Annotated in this window: 17 protein-coding genes; 5 read left to right on the top strand and 12 right to left on the bottom strand. The window is 45.4% G+C overall.

What is annotated here, in order from left to right:
• Positions 1–33: 33 nt before the first annotated feature.
• From SB658_RS00455 to SB658_RS00410, 10 genes are all read right to left on the bottom strand, one after another.
• Positions 34–1530: an extracellular solute-binding protein gene (locus SB658_RS00455; RefSeq protein ID WP_014480599.1), complete on the bottom strand. Its 1497-nt coding sequence runs from the start codon at positions 1528–1530 to the stop codon at positions 34–36.
• Between the two features lie 24 nt (positions 1531–1554).
• Positions 1555–2415, bottom strand: coding sequence for a carbohydrate ABC transporter permease (locus SB658_RS00450; RefSeq protein WP_010886597.1), 861 nt, complete (start codon positions 2413–2415; stop codon positions 1555–1557).
• 205 nt (positions 2416–2620) lie between these two features.
• Positions 2621–3382: an NAD-dependent epimerase/dehydratase family protein gene (locus SB658_RS00445; RefSeq protein WP_003245974.1), complete on the bottom strand. Its 762-nt coding sequence runs from the start codon at positions 3380–3382 to the stop codon at positions 2621–2623.
• A gap of 76 nt (positions 3383–3458) precedes the next feature.
• The gene (gene bioI / locus SB658_RS00440) at positions 3459–4646 is read right to left on the bottom strand and encodes a biotin biosynthesis cytochrome P450 (protein WP_120363493.1); all 1188 of its coding nucleotides are present in this window, start codon (positions 4644–4646) and stop codon (positions 3459–3461) included.
• A 68-nt stretch (positions 4647–4714) separates the two neighbouring features.
• Positions 4715–5722 (bottom strand): biotin synthase BioB, encoded by a 1008-nt coding sequence (bioB, locus tag SB658_RS00435; protein ID WP_120363494.1) that lies wholly within the window; start codon positions 5720–5722, stop codon positions 4715–4717.
• Between the two features lie 2 nt (positions 5723–5724).
• Positions 5725–6420, bottom strand: a complete 696-nt coding sequence (gene bioD, locus SB658_RS00430) for a dethiobiotin synthase (protein WP_046663901.1) — start codon at positions 6418–6420, stop codon at positions 5725–5727.
• Complete coding sequence (gene bioF, locus SB658_RS00425) at positions 6417–7586, bottom strand: 8-amino-7-oxononanoate synthase (RefSeq protein WP_046663902.1); 1170 nt, start codon at positions 7584–7586, stop codon at positions 6417–6419. Before bioF ends, bioD begins: the two co-directional genes overlap by 4 nt.
• Complete coding sequence (gene bioA / locus SB658_RS00420; protein ID WP_032726441.1) at positions 7576–8922, bottom strand: adenosylmethionine--8-amino-7-oxononanoate transaminase; 1347 nt, start codon at positions 8920–8922, stop codon at positions 7576–7578. Before bioA ends, bioF begins: the two co-directional genes overlap by 11 nt.
• On the bottom strand, positions 8912–9688 hold the full coding sequence (gene bioW / locus SB658_RS00415) for a 6-carboxyhexanoate--CoA ligase (RefSeq protein ID WP_032726442.1): 777 nt from the start codon (positions 9686–9688) through the stop codon (positions 8912–8914). The genes bioA and bioW overlap by 11 nt, the downstream gene beginning before the upstream one ends.
• Positions 9689–9897: 209 nt before the next feature.
• Positions 9898–10797 (bottom strand): dienelactone hydrolase family protein, encoded by a 900-nt coding sequence (locus SB658_RS00410; RefSeq protein WP_017695465.1) that lies wholly within the window; start codon positions 10795–10797, stop codon positions 9898–9900.
• 217 nt (positions 10798–11014) lie between these two features.
• Here SB658_RS00410 and SB658_RS00405 point away from each other — a divergent pair, with 217 nt between their 5' ends.
• The 5 genes from SB658_RS00405 to melA are packed head-to-tail and all read left to right on the top strand — an operon-like array spanning position 11015 to position 16412.
• Positions 11015–12049 (top strand): LacI family DNA-binding transcriptional regulator, encoded by a 1035-nt coding sequence (locus SB658_RS00405; protein WP_003229188.1) that lies wholly within the window; start codon positions 11015–11017, stop codon positions 12047–12049.
• Between the two features lie 33 nt (positions 12050–12082).
• Positions 12083–13363 (top strand): ABC transporter substrate-binding protein, encoded by a 1281-nt coding sequence (locus SB658_RS00400; RefSeq protein WP_086344219.1) that lies wholly within the window; start codon positions 12083–12085, stop codon positions 13361–13363.
• Complete coding sequence (locus tag SB658_RS00395; RefSeq protein ID WP_015251409.1) at positions 13356–14267, top strand: carbohydrate ABC transporter permease; 912 nt, start codon at positions 13356–13358, stop codon at positions 14265–14267. Before SB658_RS00400 ends, SB658_RS00395 begins: the two co-directional genes overlap by 8 nt.
• The gene (locus tag SB658_RS00390) at positions 14264–15094 is read left to right on the top strand and encodes a carbohydrate ABC transporter permease (protein WP_014480612.1); all 831 of its coding nucleotides are present in this window, start codon (positions 14264–14266) and stop codon (positions 15092–15094) included. The genes SB658_RS00395 and SB658_RS00390 overlap by 4 nt, the downstream gene beginning before the upstream one ends.
• 19 nt (positions 15095–15113) lie before the next feature.
• The gene (gene melA, locus SB658_RS00385) at positions 15114–16412 is read left to right on the top strand and encodes an alpha-galactosidase MelA (protein WP_144500634.1); all 1299 of its coding nucleotides are present in this window, start codon (positions 15114–15116) and stop codon (positions 16410–16412) included.
• 21 nt (positions 16413–16433) lie between these two features.
• Here the strand turns inward: melA and SB658_RS00380 are convergent, their stop codons facing one another.
• Both SB658_RS00380 and leuS read right to left on the bottom strand, forming a co-directional pair.
• Positions 16434–16745 carry a rhodanese-like domain-containing protein gene (locus tag SB658_RS00380; protein WP_015714554.1) on the bottom strand — a complete coding sequence of 104 codons (312 nt, stop codon included), beginning with the start codon at positions 16743–16745 and terminating at the stop codon, positions 16434–16436.
• A gap of 115 nt (positions 16746–16860) precedes the next feature.
• Positions 16861–19275 carry a leucine--tRNA ligase gene (gene leuS, locus SB658_RS00375; protein WP_015251406.1) on the bottom strand — a complete coding sequence of 805 codons (2415 nt, stop codon included), beginning with the start codon at positions 19273–19275 and terminating at the stop codon, positions 16861–16863.
• Positions 19276–19339: the final 64 nt, after the last annotated feature.

Below are 19339 nucleotides of genomic sequence, written 5' to 3'. Positions count from 1 at the left end.
AAAACCGCTTGCGCGTTTTGGGTTTTTCCAACATTATTTTGTTTGTTTAAATGCTTCTTCGTATTCCTGAATAATTTGTTTTCCTCCGCTTGACTCCCATTTTTCCACTTCTTTATCGAACTGGCTTTCTGTGATGTCTCCAATCATATATTTGTAGGTCGCATCATCAATGATTTTCTTCAGTTCATCCCCCCGTTCCGACTCCGATGCGGAATACAGGCTTTCAGCCGGGTTTGAGACGATAATCTTTTCATTGTCCTCGGTCAGCTCCTCGTACGCCGTCCGAAGCGGATCTCCAGTGTTTTTTAAGTAGGCTTTATCAATGGCAATTAAGGCGGACAGCGGCTGAATATCAGTCTGCCAGTCTTTTACCTGGCTTTCTTTGCGTGTGAACGTTTTGTCCTCACCTTTGTTGTAATGAACGCCGTCAATGCCATAAGTCATCAGGCTATAGACATCTTCTTCGGCAATTCGGTCAAAAAAAGCCAAGATCCGTTTAAGCTCAGCTTCCGTTTTCACACTCGTTTTCGGGAAAGCAAACACGCCGTTATGGCCTCCTGATGCCCATACCCGCTCTTTCCCATCTGGGCCTTTTATGCGGTTGACGATCTCGAGCTTCATCGATTTATCAGAGGCATGGTCGCGCAGATTGACCGCATCTACCATATTGCCAATATAAATTCCGGCTTTTCCTTGCGAAAACAGCTCCTGCTGCTGGGTTTTGCTTGTGACGGGAAAATCCTTATTCATATACCCGTTATCACGCAGCTTCTTCATATAGTTCATCGTGTCTTTGTATTCCTGTGTCATGAAATCAGGCGTGAATTTGCCGCCTGATTCCTTCCAATCTGTCGGCATGCCTTCATACGAGCCAATCGTTTTAAACGCGCCGTAAATCAAGTCATTACGGTCTGCCAGCCCGAATGTATCATCTTTCCCATCCTTGTCCGGGTCGTCCTCCGTAAATGCTTTGGCCACTTCATAAAGCTCATCCAACGTTTTCGGGGTTTTCAGATTTAAATTGTCCAGCCAGTCCTTCCGAATGACAATCCCCTGTCTGGAAAGCGGGCGCTCTCTGTATATCCCGTAGAGCTTGCCGTCAATTGTCACATTTTTATTAATGAGTTTGTTCATTTTGTTTAAGTTGGGATAATCCTTGATATAATCACCAATTTCCCAAAACATTCCTGACCGGAAGGCATTCATGACTGACGAATTTTTAATATCCTGGATCGTCACGATTTGCGGAAGATTCCCGGCTGCAAGCGCTGCATTCAGCCTGTCTTCTTTCACCGCGTCTGGAACCCAGGTGATGTCGAGTTCTGTATTTGTCAGCTTTTCAATTTCTTTAATCGCCCTGTCTTTCGGCGGCTGCTGGTGATACAAAATCGCCATCCAAGACAGCTTTACCTTTGAATCCGGGCCAGCTTTGCCTTCAGCCGAAGACTGATCAGCTCCTTTACAGCCCGCCAGCACTCCGCCGAGTGCCAGTACAAGCACAATCAAAAGCACCCTCCATTTGTTTCCCATCGTACCCCTCCGTTTCATATTTCTTTATCCTTTGACAGATCCCAGCAAAGCTCCTTTTGCAAAATGCTTTTGTATAAACGGATAGACAAGCAGAACCGGGATGGTCGCCACCACTATGACCGCCATTTTAATGGTTTGCTCAGGCGGCGGGCTGCCCGACCCCATTTCAGACATATCCCCCTGCATACCGCTTGATACAATGACGATTTGGCGCAGAAGCACCTGAATCGGCCATTTTGCTGAATCATTTAAGTACAAGATCGCTGTCATATACGTGTTCCAATACGTGACCGCATAAAATAGTGAAATCGTTGCGATCGCAGGAAGAGACAGCGGCAGCACAATTTTAAAGAATATGCCCAGATCATTGCACCCGTCAATTTTCGCGGACTCTTCCAGGCTTGACGGGATATTTTGAAAGAAGTTTTTCAGAATGATCAGGTTAAAGGCATTAATGGCTGTCGGCAAAATAAGCGCCCAGTAAGAATCGAGCAATCCAAGCGATTTGACCACAAGGAAAGTCGGAATCATGCCGCCGCTAAACAGCATCGTAAATACGACGAGAAACATGAGCGGCTGCCGGCCGATTAAATCACGGCGGGATAACCCGTAAGCCATCAGTGAAGAAAGAAACATGCTGACCGCAGTGCCTATCACTGTCACAAACACAGAAACAAGCAAACTCTTATAAATAATATCTGTTGAAAAAATGTAGCGATAAGCATCTAGCGAAAAAGTGGTCGGTATTAAAATAAATTTTTTCGACACGACTTCTTCTACTGTCGCGAAGGATGCTGCGATGACATGAATGAACGGAAGTACGCATATTAAAGCGAACATCAGCAAGAAACCATAAATCAACATATCAAACAGACGGTTTTTCAGTGAATGTGCGATAGCTCCCACCTCTCTTTGTAAGCGTTATCATATTTTGAAAACCGAGCTCAGCATGTGACGATATCGTGTCTAAAATGTAGCAAATCTGTGATTGCCATGTCTATAATCATTTGAACAGAGTCCCTGGCCGGGCGGGGGCTTCCGCGAATTGAGACCGATAACAAAAGAAAAAGAGCATAATCTTAGAAAATGATTATGCTCCGTTCTCCTCCTCGTTCAGAAGTTCGGCCGTATTGATTTGTGGCGAAAACCCAAGTTCATTCACGGCAGATTCAATGGACCATGGCCGGCCCGGATTATCAGAGACGGCGTAATAAGTGCCGTACCGGATATTGGTCTCAATAGCGGCTTTAAAAATCGACAGCAGATCGGGGTGAGAAAGCAGTGTCTTTTTCGTCCGTTCTTTTTCATGCAGCGTATCCATTTCATCTGTCACGACTGTTCCGATTCGAAGGTTGATTACTGATAGCTTATTTTCCAAATAAAACAAATGGCCAATCTGTTCAGAGGTCAGCTTTAATACACCGTACAAGTTTTTTGACAGCGGATAATCGCTTGTTGTGATTTCCCGTCCTAAGAGCGAGCGCCCGTCTTTTTCGTATACATCTGTGACATGATTGCTGCTGGCGAACACGAGCTTTTGAATGCCGAGCTCCGCTGCCGCGCGGCACAGATAATAGCTTGCCCTATAGAAAACATCCGTCATTTTTTCAAACTCAGCGATGTCCATAATATCGTATTTGATTTTAACAGCTAGTAAATTCAAGATGGCATCGGTATCTTTTGGAATCTTCTTCAACAGCTCCTCATAATTTGCCGCGTCAGCCTGAATGGAAGAGGCTTTGCCATCGAAATGATCTTTATCAAGCACTGTCACTTCATAGTCTGAAATAAGCCCTTCAGCAAGCAGTCTCCCAATCACACCATTTCCGCCGGCGATCAGCACTTTTTTCACGATGTTCACTCCCCTTTTTTATAGATTGCCCATTTTCGGCGGGGCTGACACTTTTTTGGCACTCATATTCTTAGGCTTATTCAAAAGTCACCGGCAGCTCCTCAAGCGCCCGAAATCCAAAAAGCGGCCGATACCGCCATTCAAAATCCGCGAGCTTAAGGCTGGGCATCCGCTGCAGAAGAGTGTTAATCGCAATTTGCGCTTCTAATCGTGCCAGCGAGGACCCTAAACAAACATGATGGCCATGACCGAATGAAAGATGCTGATTAGGACTTCTCGTAATATCGAAGACATCCGGGTTCGTGAAAATGCTTGGGTCTCGATTAGCCGCTCCTAACAAAAGATAGACTTGCTCTCCTTGACGGATCGTCACCCCGCTGATGTCAATATCCTCTGACGCAACTCTGGCTGTCATTTGCGTGGGGCTTTCATAGCGTAAACATTCCTCAACTGCGGTACCAATAAGATCTGGATTTTCTCTCAGTTTCAAAAGCTGTTCTGGATGCTGCAGCAGACAAAGGACTGAATTGCTGATGAGATTAACCGTTGTCTCATGTCCGGCGATCGCCAGCAATATGCACGTAGATGCCGCCTCCTCTTCCGTCAGCTTATCATTTTCTTTCCCCTTCAAGAGCATGCTGATCATATCCTGTTGAGGGTGGCGTTTTCGCTTTTGAATCAGCTCTTTGAAATATGCCATAGCCTGCACAGCCATATGATTGCCCTCTGTTAATGCCTTTCTTGACCGGGTAAAATCAATCGTTTGAATGAGACTCGCAGCCCACTCCTTTAATTGCTTCCTATCTTCCTCCGGTACACCTATAATGTTAGCTATGACAAAGCTTGCTAAAGGAAAAGCAAAGTCCGAAATGACCTCCATCTTTTTTTCACCTTGCACTTGATCAAGCAAATGATGGACAGTTTCAATGATATACGGCTGATAACTCTCTGTCGCTCTCGGCGTAAACGCTCCGCTGGCAAGCGTCCGCAATCGTCTATGATCAGGCTGGTTCTGAAACAGCATCATTTGATTTTGCACATGTGAAAGGTCCTGATATTTGGTTGAGCTCTCAGGCAGCGGGGTGCGGACTTTGAATCTCGCATCTTTCAAAATAGCAGCCGTTTCTTCATATCCCGTGACATACCAGCCCGGATATTTAAAGAAACTCCCTTTATATATGGGATGAACAGCTCGCAATGTGTCGTAAAAAGGATATGGATTTTTCAAAAACTCATAGGATGCATGTAAAGATGCAATTGTCATGTGACCTTCTCCTTTCTGTTCAAAAATAAAAGCAATCGACATCACACCGATTGCTTTTATTGATTCTTTCAGCTTTTCGCGCTTAAACTAGCCTTCATTTCTTCGACTGATTCAACTTCAAAGCCTAAATCACTCAGCATTTTATGATCCTCCGTCTCCTCTTGCCCGGCAGTTGTTAAGTAGTCTCCGACAAAAATGGAGTTTGCGGCGTAAAGCCCTAATGGCTGCAATGTGCGGAGATTGACCTCTCTTCCTCCGGAAATGCGAATTTCTTTTGATGGATTGATAAAACGGAACAGCGCCAGCACTTTTAAACAATACAGCGGGTTTAATTCGTTGACGCCTTCTAACGGCGTGCCATCAATTGCATGCAAAAAATTCACAGGAATGGAATCCGCGTCAAGAGCCTTCAAGCTTTTGGCGATGTCAATGACATCCTGTTTCGTCTCCTTCATCCCGATAATGGCGCCTGAACACGGAGACAACCCCGATTCTTTTGCGATTTCAACCGTATTGACTCTGTCATCGTATGTATGTGAGGTCGTGATGTTTGAATGGTTCCTCTGTGACGTATTCAAATTATGATTATAGCGGTCTACTCCGGCATCTTTGAGACGCTTCGCCTGCTCTGGCTTCAACAGTCCGAGACACGCACAAACCTTCAGTCCATACGTCTCTTTAATTTCCTGAACCGCATCTACGACCTGATCCACTTCTCTGTTAGACGGCCCTCTGCCGCTTGCCACGATACAATATGTGCCAATATTCAGATCGTGCGCCCGCTTTGCGCCTTTAAGCAGCGTTTCCTTATTCACCATCCGATAAGACTCAATCGGCGCTTTCGAAATCGCAGACTGTGAACAATAGCCGCAGTTTTCCGGGCAGAGCCCGGATTTCGCATTCATAATCATATTGAGCTTTACTTTTTTTCCATAAAAGTGTTTTCTGATATGAAAAGCTCCATGCATTAATAGCAAAATATCTTCATCAGGACAATGTAATATTGAAAGCGCCTCTTCGTCAGTCACTTCTGCTCCAGCCAGCACCCGGTCTGCAAGTACCATCCATTGATTCATTCTCATACCCCCACTTGATTCATCAGTAATGATAGATTGATATGGTCTTTTACCATATGTAGAACCGTTTCTTTCGTAACGTTGGCAAGCTTTGGCGTAACCCCTAAAATCGGAACACCGCATAAGCGCTCAATCATATCAGGATTGGTTTTTTCATCTTCATCAGGAGAGTCACTGATTCCATTGATGATAATTCCGGCAATTGGAAGCCCCATGCTTTCTGCATATTTGACAGTTAAAAAGGTATGATTAATGGTTCCAAGGTGAGGACGTGCCACAATAATCATGGGAAGCTGCAACGCTTTTATGACATGACTGACCAAATAGTCCTCTCCCAATGGCACAGAAATACCGCCTGCACCTTCTACGATGAAGCATTCATGTTTTTCTTTAATCCGCTCCCAATGGCTTAAAACCTCTTCCATGGTGACAGTCTTTCCCTCGAGTTTCCCTGCAACGTATGGTGCAAGGGGCGCTTTGAAGGCAAAAGGCGTAATGTCTTCATGGGAGAGACCGGTCTGTGACATGTCTTTCAGCAAACTTGTATCACTATCTGGATGATGACGCGATATCCCGCTTAAAAATGGTTTATACACACCGACATCTCTATTATGTTCTTTCAATAAGGCAGCAAGACCGCTGGATATAACCGTTTTCCCTACTTCTGTATCAGTTCCCGTCACAAAAAAACCCCTCAAATGATATGCAGCTCCTTTCCGATTGAATGAAATGTTTTCAGCAAATCATCAATATCACCCATACTGTGGTCAGACGTGATTGTGATTCGAATCCGGCTTTCACCCGGCGCAACGGTCGGCGGCCGAATGGCAGGAGCATAAATTCCCTTGCCCTGCAGTTTTTCAGCAAATATGACCGTTTTATGGGCATCGCCAATGACTACAGGAATAATCGGTGTGTGATCTCCTTTCACCACATACCCCATATTCATCAGACTGGTTCTGATCGTACTGATATAAAAAAATAAAAGCTGTCGTTTTTCCCTGCTGGCTTCAATGATGTTCAAAGCCTCATGAGCAGCCGCACAACTGGCTGGCGGAATAGCGGTTTGAAAGATAAATGTTCTGGCATGGTTCAGCAAAAAGTCGATGAAGACCGCTGATCCTGCCGCAAAACCTCCTTCCGTACCAACAGCTTTGCTTAAGGTGCCGATCACAATGTCAGGACAAACACCAAAGTATTCACTCGTTCCTCGTCCCGAATCACCCAAAACTCCTGTTGCATGGGCATCATCAACGACCACGAAGGCATGATAGCGTTTCGCAAGTGAGATGATCTGATCAAGAGGGGCGATTGTGCCATCCATGCTGAATACCCCGTCTGTTACGATAAAACGGCGCTGATAACGCTGTGTTTCATTCAGCTTGTTTTCAAGATCATTCATATCAATATGCCGATAAACAACTGTATCAGCCTTAGAAAGTCGGCAACCGTCAATAATACTTGCATGATTGAGCTGGTCACTTAAAATGACATCTTCCTTTTCTGGCAAGGATGAAAGGACACCGACATTGGCCAAGTAACCGCTCGAAAACAGCAGGGCCGCTTCTGTCCGTTTAAAGCTGGCAATCTTCTTTTCTAGCTTTTCATGCCAGACCGAATTGCCTGTCGTTAAACGTGAACCGCTGCTTCCTGTCCCAAATTGCTGCAATGCTGTTTGGGCTGCATCGATCAAACGTCTATCGCTTGCGAGCCCTAAATAATTGTTTGAGGACCAGACAGTTTGATTTTCGCCATCAATGTTCCTCTCTGGAACCGGTGCCCCATTCATTGACCGCAGGTTACGGTGTACGCCGGCTTCCTTTGCTATGTCTAACCGCTCGTTTAACCAGGAATCAATCTTCAAGGCTCGTAACCTCGTGGATCGCTTGTTTCATAATGGCAACCATTTCCGAGAGCTCTTCAGCTGTGCTGGCGAGAGGAGGCAGAAATGCAATCACATCCCCAAGCGGCCTTGTCAGCATTCCAAGCTCTCTCATTTTTAAGGAAACTTTGTATCCAATCCGCCGATCAGCCGGGTAAGGTTCTTTGGTTTCCTTTGACCGGACAAGCTCTGCACCGCACATAAAGCCAAGCTGCCGAATATCCCCAACATGAGGAAGAGCGTGCAGATCTTGAAGAAGAAAATGGAGCTTTTTACTTTTTTCCGCTACTTGTTCCACAATGTTTTCAGATTCAAATAATGCCAGATTTTCAAGCGCAACCGCACAGCCAAGCTGATTGCCTGTATAGGAATGGCCATGGAAAAAGGTTTTTAGGTTTTCATAATCATCATAAAATGCCTTATAGATGTCTTCAGTGGCAAACGTAACGGCAATTGGCAAATAGCCTCCTGTAATGCCTTTACCGGCAGCCATCAGATCAGGCTGGACATTCTCGTGCTCGCACGCAAACATTTTTCCTGTACGGCCAAAGCCTGTAGCGACTTCATCAACGATCATTAAGACATCGTATGTTGTACATAGCTCGCGCACCCCTGCCAAATATCCTTCCGGCATCACGATCATACCGGAAGCCCCTTGTACCATTGATTCAATGGAAAGCGCGGCAATTTCCTCGTGATGTTCCTTAAGCAGCTGTTCAAGCTCTCGGAGGCACTGATCACGGCACTCATCAGGATCACCGCTTTCAGAGCGATACACATAAGGAATCGGAGCCTTGTAACTCTCGAACATCAACGGGCCGTATACGTGGTGAAAAAGCTCAATTGAACCGACACTGACGGCGCCAATCGTATCACCGTGATACCCGTTTTTCATTGCGATGAATTTTTGTTTCTCGGGCTTCCCGATGTTCTTCCAATACTGAAACGCCATTTTTAGGGCTATTTCCATCGCTTCTGCGCCGCTGTCTGAATAAAAGACCCGCGTGAGCTTTTTTGGGCTGATGTCGATTAATGTTTCGGCAAGCTGGGTTGCTGGAACGTTGGTCATGCCCAATAACGTGGAGTGCGCAATTTTTCCGAGCTGTTTTTTTATGGCGTTATCTAGTTCTTTTTTGCGGTGTCCGTGGACATTAAGCCAAACTGATGAAAAACCGTCATAGTATTCCTTGCCATTTATGTCTTTGACTTTGATTCCAGTCCCGCTTTCGATGATTAAGGGGTTTTCATCATAATCTTTCATTTGGGTAAATGGCAGCCAGAGGTGCTTTTTACTTTTTTCTATCAAATCATGAGTCATGATCTTCCTCCCACTCTATTAAAATAGGCTGCTTCTCCAGATCATGTATGTACGTGTTTACATCATTGGATCCATCAATAAAAAAGACTCGGCAGCCCTCTTCAGTCCCGTATTCTTTCATTGCTGTAATACGCTGATAGCCCATTTTCTTACCCGCAACATAGCCTGTTATGTAATCCGGATCGTCCGACCAGCATAATTCTGCAACTGCTGCCGGGTGCCAGCTTACCTTTGAAGCGAGCGCAAGGGCCTCTTTTATTCTTGAATGAGCTGGCACGTGACTGTGAAGCGCCCATTTTTCAAAATTAGCGTCCGGCCAATCCATTCTGGAGACCCGCACCCCTTTTTCTTTTGTTTGATCCATTCGCTTTCCTGTATGAATATCAAACAACACCGCACCCCTGATATCTGACCATTCAGGGATTTGTTCATATGCTTTTTCAATCACGTCTCGTGAAACGCCTTCTTTTTCCAATAACAATCGGGCAAGCTTTTGTCCTTCTTCCGGGCAGCTCACTTCATTCGTATGCACAGGCAATGGCTGAATGGTTTTTATCGATTCATGTACCTCTTCAAATTGAATTTGCATAAAATCAGGTTTTCCTCTTGAATGGGATAACCCTTTTTCTAATAAAGCATTGACTGTATGCTTCATCTCATGGAAAGGAATAAGCCGTTCTCCGCCGGATATATGCTTTCCGCCGTCTTCATGAGATCCATTCATAGAAGCCCTCATTCTGACACTATAAAAAGTTTCTTCTTGCATCATTCCTCGCCCTTTCACTGATAACTGAAGAACGTGTAGTGCTTCTCACCTTAATTGTTAACCAATTATATTTTAAGGTTAACAATTAGAATATATTATTCTCTCCTGTTTCTGTCAATAGAAGAAAGCATCGATTTATGGCAGTTGGTTAAAAGGAAACAAAAAGACCGTTTTCACATAAAACGGTCTTTTTCGATTTCTTTTAACAGTCACAGCCACTTTTGCAAAAACCGGACAGCTTCATGCCTCATAACTGCTGTTTCGAAATGTCCCGAAGCAGAACGGACCACTCGGTAGCAATCAGAAGCTCCCTGTCCAGCATAGACAGCTGTCAATTCTTTTTCGATTTTGTCCACGCCCTCGGCCGGCGTTAACCGATCGTGTACACCAACAAGACTAAGGTGCGGGCGCGGCGCGATCAGGCCTTGGATCTCCGATGCGGAAAAATGCTTTGCAAGCGATGGGACGTAATAATAAAAGCCGTGCCTGTCAAGATTCTGTGTTTTGATCAGCACGTGATGATCCACTTGGCTGCACAAATCCACACACACCTTAATCCGGTCATCGAGCGCCGCTGTCCACCACGCCATCAAACCTCCCATAGACATTCCGATGGTTCCGATCCTGTCAGGCTGAACATCAGAGCGTGACTGCATATAGTCTAACGCACTTAAACTGTCATAAATCATCATCCCCCACATCACTTTTCCGGTGAGAAGCATTTCTTTAAATATCTCGCTTTCCGCTTTTCCCCGCCGATCTCCAAATCCCCAATGATCAATCGCAAGAACGCCGTATCCGAGAGAAGTAAGCTCATCAGAAAAAGAAGGCGTTTTCAAATAATCCGCTCCCTCAATCAGCTCACTTTTTCCCCTATCATACTGGCCCCCATGCGAATGCTGAAACAATACGGCTGGGCACGGTCCTTCTGTTTTCTTCGGCTTCACAAAATAAGCGGGCACCTTTTCATGTCCATTTAAATCGAGCAGGAGCGTTTCAACGATATTTTCTTCTCTTTCTTCAATACGTAATGTCTCAACACTGATTGGCCTCCGATCAGGCAAATCACCAAGCAATCGAAACAGTTGCTTTCTTCTTTCGGCTCTCATCCCATCACCCTTCCTTATTCGCTTACTTCACATTTACGAGACAGATCTGGGTTCCCCTTTATTTTTCCAACATAAATCACATCATTTACTAAATATTTAGTAAATATTATGAAATATTTTGAAAACAATTATTGTAACCGCTTACTTTTATATGATAGTATCAATTTATCAAAAACAGATGAGTTAATATTTTACTAAATAGATGAGAGGGATACCCATGGTTCGTATTAAAGATATCGCCTTGAAAGCTAAAGTTTCCAGCGCAACTGTGTCCAGAATTTTAAATGAAGATGAGTCGCTTTCTGTTGCGGGCGAAACGAGACAAAGAGTCATCAACATCGCTGAAGAGCTTGGTTATCAAACCGTTGCCAAACGCCGAAAAGCCCGCGGGCAAAAACAGCGGGCCCAGCCGCTGATCGGTGTGCTGAGTTGTCTGTCCCCTGATCAGGAAAGGCAGGACCCTTATTTTTCTTCCATTCGGAAAGGGATTGAAAAGGAATGCTTTGAACAGGAAATTTTCATTACAAATTCGATTCATCTCGGCTCCTTTCAGGAACATATCTTTCGGGAATTGGATGGTGTCATTGTCATCGGCCGTGTTCATGATGAAGCGGTTAAGCATATCAGCGGGAGGCTGGAGCATGCCGTATTTATCAATCATTCACCAGATCCGCAAGCATACGATTCGATTGGAATCGATTTTGAATCGGCTTCACGCCAGGCGATTGATCACCTTTTCGACTCAGGCTACAAACGGTTAGGCTACATTGGCGGACAAGAAAAAGAGCATACGCTGAAGGACGGCCAAAGCATTCGCAGAACGATTGAAGATAAACGCCTGACCGCTTTTTTGGAGTCAGCCGCCCCCCAGCCTGAGCATGTGCTGATCGGAGAATACAGCATGCGTGAGGGCTATCGCCTGATGAAGAAAGCAATCGATCAAGGCCATCTGCCGGAAGCATTCTTTATTGCCAGCGATTCTATGGCGATCGGCGCATTAAAAGCGCTGCAGGAAGCCGGACTGCAAGTGCCGCGGGATACTGCAATCGTCAGCTTTAACGGCATTGAGGAAGCTGAATTTGCCAGCACGCCTTTAACAACGGTGAAGGTATACACAGAAGAAATGGGCCGGACAGGCGTAAAACTGCTGCTTGACCGTCTCAATGGCCGAACGCTTCCTCACCATGTCACCCTGCCTACAACATTAATTGTAAGACAAAGCTGCGGATGTACAGCAAAGGAGGTGACATAAGCAAAGATTCATCACGATGATAAGGAGGAAAAGATGAAACACACTTTTGTTTTATTTCTCTCTCTTATTCTGCTTGTTCTGCCCGGGTGTTCAGCAGAGAAAAGCTCAGCAGATACCGCAAAAAAGACGTTAACCATTTATTCTACAATGTCAACCGACAGTGAAAGAGATACGTTCAGAAAACTGGCAGCAGCATTCGAAAAGGAACACAGTGACATTCATGTCAGCCTTCATTTCCCAGGCAATGACTATGAAAATATGATGCGTGTCAGAATGGCGGCCAATGATTTGCCTGATCTATTCGATACGCATGGCTGGGGGAAAATCAGGTACGGAGAATATACAGCCGATCTCCGGGATATGGAATGGACTCAAGATCTTGATCCTAATTTAAACAGCATCCTCAAAAATAAAAGCGGAAAGGTGTATGCCTATCCAATCAATCAGGCAAAAGACGGTCTGGCGTATAATCGCAATATTTTAGACCGTTACGGCATTGCTCCGCCGGAAACCATGGATGACTTTATCAAAGCACTGAGAACGATTAAAGAAAAGAGCAAGGGAAGCATTGTTCCCTTCTGGTTTGCCGGCTATGACAAAAGCTCATTCGCTCAATATTACGACCAATTCGCTACACCTCTTCTCATCACAGACCCTGCCCATAATGAAAAAAAACAGCTCACCAATGGCACTTTCAAATGGAATAAATTTACTTACTTATCGAAAATCCTCAAACAAATGCAGAAAGAAAAATTGATTAACATCGACGCCGTCACGGCAAAAAAATCACAGCTCATTGAATTAATGGCCCAAAACAAAATCGCCTTTACAATGCAAGGCGGCACACTCGGCCAAGACGTTGCCCAGATCAACTCTAACGTCGAGGTCGGCATTATCCCGACACCTGCCATACATCCCGGTGATGACCCGATATGGATCGGCGGTGAACGCTACACGCTTGCAGCATGGAAAGATTCGCCTCAATTAAAAGAGGCAAAAGATTTTATCGCATTTATGGCCCGCCCGGCCAATGCCAAACAAATGGCTGAAGCCACATCGCTTCCTTCAGGGCTGACCAATGTGAAAGCTGATATTTTCTACGCAAACGATTATGAGCATTATCAAGATGTCAAAGTCGAGCCTTACTTCGACCGGTTATACTTGCCAAACGGAATGTGGGATGTCCTGGGCACGGTTGGGCAGGAGCTCGCGGCTGACATTTTGGCGCCTCAAGACATTTCGCAGAAGCTGGGAAGAGAATATAAACGACTCCGGGAGCAATCGGAAACACAGGGAGCTGAAAACAATGAGTGAGATCGCAAGGGACGTTCATGTGAAACAGGTTAAGCCAAAAAAGCAGTCCTCACTTTGGTGGATGTACATTCCTGCTTTGCTCTCCGTTCTGGTCTTTATGATTTATCCGTTTGTGAAAGGCACATTGATTACCTTTACAAACTGGAACGGCTTTTCACAAGTCTACCAATGGGTTGGATTCGCGCAATATGAAAGGCTGTTTTCTGATCCTGACACTTGGCATATCTTAAAAAACACGCTGCTTTACGGGCTTGGCAGCACTTTTTTTCAAAATGTGGTCGGGCTTCTATACGCTCTGCTCTTAAATCAAAGCATTAAAACGAAAGCGGTAACAAGAACAATTGTGTATTTGCCGGTGATGATCAGCCCGCTCATTATGGGCTACATTTGGTACTTTTTCTTCTCCTATGACGGAGGCGCGCTCAACGATTTGCTCGGGGTCTTCGGCATCAGCCCTATTAATGCGCTCGCCAGTCCATCACTCAATCCATGGATCATTGTCATGATTAACACCTATCAATATGTCGGGATCGCTATGGTTGTCTACTTAGCCGGTCTGCAAAGCATTCCGAAAGACTACTATGAAGCGGCGCAAATGGATGGCGCGAAACAAGGCCAGCAGTTTTTTACCATCACGCTGCCGCTGTTAATGCCCTCCATTACCATTAATATGGTCATCAACATTATCGGAGGCTTAAAGCTGTTTGACGTCATCATTGCACTCACCGCAGGCGGCCCCGGAAATGCGTCACAATCCATGTCCACGTTTATGTATGATTTGTATTTCAAACGGCAGGATGCCGGCTATGCCGCAACGCAAGGCATATTTATGGCATTTGTCATTTTGATCATCAGCTTTTGCGCGCTTGCGTACTTTAAAAGAAAGGAGACGGAAATGTCATGAGAGCCGCCCGTACAAAAAGCATGCGGATCATTACGCTTCTTGCAGCCATTGTGGCCTGTGCGCATTTTATTCCTTTTTATATCCTGCTGACCACTTCATTGAAAGCAAAAGGAGACTACAGTTCGAAATGGATATTTCCAGCCGACATCTCCTTTCATAATTTTTCAGAGGCGTGGGAGCGCGCTTCGCTAGGTAACTCTTTTATAAACACCATGATCATCACAGGTTTTTCTGCCTTGTTATTAATTATATTCGGCTCACTTGCCGCCTACCCGCTTGCCCGGCGGGAAACGAAACTGAATAAAGCTGTTTTTGCCTTGTTGATTTCCATTATGATCATCCCTCCGTTAACGTCCATGGTTCCTTTGTATCGAATGGTCGTGGACGCCGGAATGGTCAATACACACGCAATCGCCATTTTCATCAATACAGCGGCTTACATGCCTTTAACCGTATTCTTATATTCAGGCTTTATCCGATCGACCATTCCAAAAGAGCTTGAAGAAGCCGCAAGAATTGACGGCGCAGGCATGCTGAAAATCTTTTTTACGATTGTGTTTCCTCTGCTGAAGCCGATCACTGCGACCATCTGTATCATTTCTTGTGTCTTTATTTGGAACGACTATCAATTTGCCATTTTCTTTTTACAAGATCAAAAGGTTCAGACATTAACAGTAGCCATGGCAGGTTTTTTCGGAGAAAACGCAAACAACCTTCATTTAGTTGCCGCAGCGGCACTTATGGCAATGCTGCCAATGGTTGTTCTGTTTTTGGCGCTGCAAAAATACTTTATTGCCGGCCTGTCTTCCGGAGCGGTAAAGGGTTAACATTAAAGGAGGAAGCAATATGAAAAAGATTACATTTATCGGTGCAGGGAGCACGATTTTCGCCAAAAATGTTTTGGGAGACTGCCTGTTAACAGAGGCACTGAATGGATTTGAGTTCGCGCTTTATGACATTGATCCCAAACGCCTGCAGGAATCCCAGCTCATGCTCGAAAATCTAAGAGACCGTTATAACCCAAGTGTGGCCATCAACAGCTATGATGACAGAAAACTCGCCTTGCAAAACGCAGGCTATGTCATCAATGCGATTCAGGTTGGAGGATACAAACCGAGCACAGTCATCGATTTCGAGATTCCTAAACGGTATGGGCTGCGCCAGACGATCGCCGATACAGTCGGCATCGGCGGGATATTCAGATCTCTCAGAACAATCCCGGTCTTAATTGATATCGCAAAAGATATGGAGGAAATGTGCCCTGACGCATGGTTCTTAAACTATACAAATCCAATGGCCACTCTTACAGGCGCCATGCTCCGCTATACCAATATCAAAACAATCGGGCTCTGCCACAGTGTTCAAGTGTGCACGAAGGATTTATTTAAAGCTCTCGGAATGGAGCATGACGGAATTGAGGAACGCATTGCGGGCATTAATCATATGGCTTGGCTTTTGGAAGTCAAAAAAGACGGCACAGATTTATATCCAGAAATCAAAAGGAGAGCGAAAGAAAAACAAAAAACAAAGCATCATGATATGGTGCGGTTTGAATTAATGGATAAGTTCGGCTATTATGTCACGGAATCGTCCGAACATAACGCAGAGTATCACCCATACTTTATTAAACGGAATTACCCTGAACTGATCAGCGAGCTGCAAATCCCGCTCGACGAATATCCGAGAAGGTGCGTCAAGCAAATTGAAAATTGGGAGAAAATGCGGGATGATATCGTCAATAATAAAAACCTTACGCACGAACGCTCAAAGGAATATGGTTCAAGAATTATAGAAGCAATGGAAACAAACGAACCATTCACCTTCGGAGGAAACGTCTTGAATACAGGGCTGATTCCCAACCTTCCTTCAAAAGCGGTTGTGGAAGTGACATGCGTCGCCGACAGAAAAAAAATTACACCGTGCTTCGCCGGAGAACTGCCTGAGCAGCTTGCCGCCTTAAACCGAACGAATATTAATACACAGCTGATGACAATCGAAGCGGCTGTCACACGAAAAAAAGAAGCGGTTTACCAAGCTGCAATGCTTGATCCGCATACAAGCGCGGAGCTTTCCATGAAGGACATCATCTCCATGTGTGACGATTTATTTGCAGCACACGGCGATTGGCTTCCGGAATACAAATAAAAACTAGGGGACCGCTCTCCCCTAGTTTTTTGGTTTTGTTTCGCCTTCCCAGGCCATCATGCCGCCTTCAACATTGACTGTTTTAAAGCCTTGCTCATCCAGGTACTTGCAGACGTTCATACTGCGCATTCCTGAGCGGCAGATAAATACGTACTCTTTGTCTTTATCAAGGGTTTCCATTTTTTCAGGAATTTCCCCCATGCGAATATGAACGGCTTGCGGGATCATGCCTTCCGCTACCTCTTCATCTTCTCTGACATCAATTAAATATAATTCTTCGTCCGCCTCAATTTTTTCTTTCAAAGCGGCTGTGCTGATTTCTTTTATTTCCAAAGAAAACACTCCTATTCACAGTGATCATGTTCAGTATATCAAAGTCAGCTGAACGATTGCTATTCTGAGACTGATGAAAAAAATCCCCTTTTGGCAAAGGGGATTTTTTCTAGGCTTAGTTTGCCACAATATTGACAAGCTTCCCAGGCACCGCGATGATTTTCCGAATCGTTTTGCCTTCAAGCTGCTCTTTGACCTTTTCATCTGCTTGAGCAAGCTGTTCCAGCTGTTCTTTCGTTGCATCGGCAGGAACCTGTAATTTCGCTTTTACTTTTCCGTTCAGCTGAACAACGATTTCAACTTCATCATCCACAAGTTTTGTTTCATCATATACAGGCCAAGCTTCGTAGGCAATTGTGCCGGAATGGCCAAGCTTCTCCCATAGCTCTTCCGCTAAGTGTGGCGCGACAGGAGAAAGAAGCTTCACGAAGCCTTCCATATATTCTTTCGGCAGTTCTGTTGCTTTATAAGCTTCATTAATAAAGACCATCAGCTGGGAAATACCCGTGTTGAAACGAAGGCCTTCATAATGGTCTGTGACTTTCATAACCGTTTCATGATAGACGCGCTCCAATGTTTCACCAGCGCCTTCAACGATTTTGCCATTAAGCTCACCGTTTTCTTCAACAAATAGGCGCCATACACGGTCAAGGAAACGACGCGCACCGTCTAATCCTGATTCAGACCAGGCGATTGAAGCATCAAGAGGCCCCATGAACATTTCGTACAATCTCAGGGTATCAGCACCGTGAGAGGACACGATTTCGTCAGGGTTGACAACGTTCCCTTTAGATTTACTCATTTTTTCGTTATTTTCACCGAGAATCATTCCTTGGTTGTACAGCTTTTGGAACGGTTCTTTCGTCGGCACTACACCGATATCATAAAGGAACTTATGCCAGAAGCGGGCATACAGAAGGTGAAGCACGGCATGCTCTGCACCGCCGATATACATATCGACCGGAAGCCATTTTTCCAATTTTTCTGGTGATGCCAGCTGATCCGGATTGTGCGGATCAATATAGCGCAAGAAATACCAGCAGCTTCCCGCCCATTGCGGCATTGTATTCGTTTCTCTTCTTCCTTTTTTCCCTGTCTCAGGGTCTGTGACTTCCACCCACTCTTTAATGTTCGCAAGCGGTGATTCGCCCGTTCCGCTCGGTTTGATTTCATCCGTTTTCGGCAAAATCAGCGGCAGCTCCTCTTCAGGGACAGCTGTTGACGTTCCGTCTTCCCAATGAATGACCGGAATCGGCTCGCCCCAATAACGCTGGCGGCTGAAGAGCCAGTCACGAAGACGGTACGTCACTTTCTTCTCACCGTTTTTCGTTTCTTCCAGCCAAGCGATCACTTTCTCAATCGCTTCCTGTTTGTGAAGGCCGTTCAGGAAATCAGAGTTCACGTGCTCGCCGTCGCCAGTATAGGCTGCTTCCTCAACGTTCCCGCCTTTTACGACTTCCTTCACCGGAAGGCCGAATGTTTTGGCGAATTCAAAATCACGCTCATCGTGGCCTGGAACTGCCATGACAGCACCTGTTCCGTATGATGCAAGAACATAATCCGCAATCCAAATCGGCAGTTTTTCTCCGTTCACAGGATTGATCGCATACGCTCCTGTGAATACGCCTGTCTTTGTTTTCGCAAGATCTGTGCGTTCAAGGTCACTCTTTGATTGAATTTCTTTGATATAAGCTTCAACAGCTTCTTTTTGCTCTGCCGTTGTGATGTTTTCCACCAATGCGTGTTCCGGGGCAAGGACAGTGTATGTAGCGCCAAACAGCGTATCTGGTCTTGTTGTAAACACCGTAAAGGAATCATCATGTCCATCTATAGCAAAATGAACGTGAGCGCCTTCCGAACGGCCGATCCAGTTGCGCTGCATATCTTTAATGCTTTCCGGCCAATCAAGCTCTTCCAAGTCCTCAAGGAGCCTGTCCGCATAAGCGGTGATTTTCAGCATCCACTGCTTCATTGGGCGTCTCTCTACCGGATGGCCGCCCCGTTCGCTCTTGCCGTCAATGACTTCTTCGTTGGCAAGAACAGTACCGAGCGCAGGGCACCAGTTTACAGGCACTTCGTCAACGTAAGCAAGGCCTTTTTCGTATAGCTTTAAGAAAATCCATTGCGTCCATTTATAGTATTCAGGGTCAGTCGTATTGATTTCGCGATCCCAGTCATATGAGAAGCCAAGCGCTTGAATTTGGCGGCGGAAGTTATCAATATTCTGCTTCGTAAACACAGCGGGGTCGTTCCCTGTGTCAAGCGCGTATTGTTCAGCTGGCAGGCCGAATGCGTCCCAGCCCATTGGATGAAGGACATCATAGCCCTGCATTCGCTTCATGCGGGACAGAATATCCGTAGCTGTGTATCCTTCAGGATGGCCGACGTGCAACCCAGCTCCAGACGGGTAAGGAAACATGTCCAGCGCGTAGAATTTTTGTTTTTCATTATTATCAAGAGTGGCAAATGTTTTGTTTTCAAGCCAATATGTCTGCCATTTCTTTTCTATCTCTTTGTGCTGAAAACTCAAAGTAAAAACCTCCTTCTGATTGAATACGGCGTGTATGGTTCAAGTATTGACGGGAAGGAGAGGA

Origin of the sequence: Bacillus sp. SIMBA_008 (genome assembly GCF_046535495.1) — a bacterium.
GTDB lineage: Bacteria > Bacillota > Bacilli > Bacillales > Bacillaceae > Bacillus > Bacillus subtilis.
The sequence above is the reverse complement of the archived record's forward strand: the minus strand, read 5'-3'. Positions and strand labels throughout refer to the sequence as shown.

Bases quoted from the DNA above. Each gene is read 5' to 3' on its own strand.
- bioB (WP_120363494.1), bottom strand. From the start codon at position 5,722: ATGAATCAATGGATGGTACTTGCAGACCGGGTGCTGGCTGGAGCAGAA.
- bioW (WP_032726442.1), bottom strand. From the start codon at position 9,688: ATGCAAGAAGAAACTTTTTATAGTGTCAGAATGAGGGCTTCTATGAAT.
- bioA (WP_032726441.1), bottom strand. From the start codon at position 8,922: ATGACTCATGATTTGATAGAAAAAAGTAAAAAGCACCTCTGGCTGCCA.
- SB658_RS00455 (WP_014480599.1), bottom strand. From the start codon at position 1,530: ATGGGAAACAAATGGAGGGTGCTTTTGATTGTGCTTGTACTGGCACTC.
- SB658_RS00410 (WP_017695465.1), bottom strand. From the start codon at position 10,797: ATGAGAGCCGAAAGAAGAAAGCAACTGTTTCGATTGCTTGGTGATTTG.
- SB658_RS00390 (WP_014480612.1), top strand. From the start codon at position 14,264: ATGAGAGCCGCCCGTACAAAAAGCATGCGGATCATTACGCTTCTTGCA.
- melA (WP_144500634.1), top strand. From the start codon at position 15,114: ATGAAAAAGATTACATTTATCGGTGCAGGGAGCACGATTTTCGCCAAA.
- SB658_RS00405 (WP_003229188.1), top strand. From the start codon at position 11,015: ATGGTTCGTATTAAAGATATCGCCTTGAAAGCTAAAGTTTCCAGCGCA.
- SB658_RS00395 (WP_015251409.1), top strand. From the start codon at position 13,356: ATGAGTGAGATCGCAAGGGACGTTCATGTGAAACAGGTTAAGCCAAAA.
- bioI (WP_120363493.1), bottom strand. From the start codon at position 4,646: ATGACAATTGCATCTTTACATGCATCCTATGAGTTTTTGAAAAATCCA.
- SB658_RS00400 (WP_086344219.1), top strand. From the start codon at position 12,083: ATGAAACACACTTTTGTTTTATTTCTCTCTCTTATTCTGCTTGTTCTG.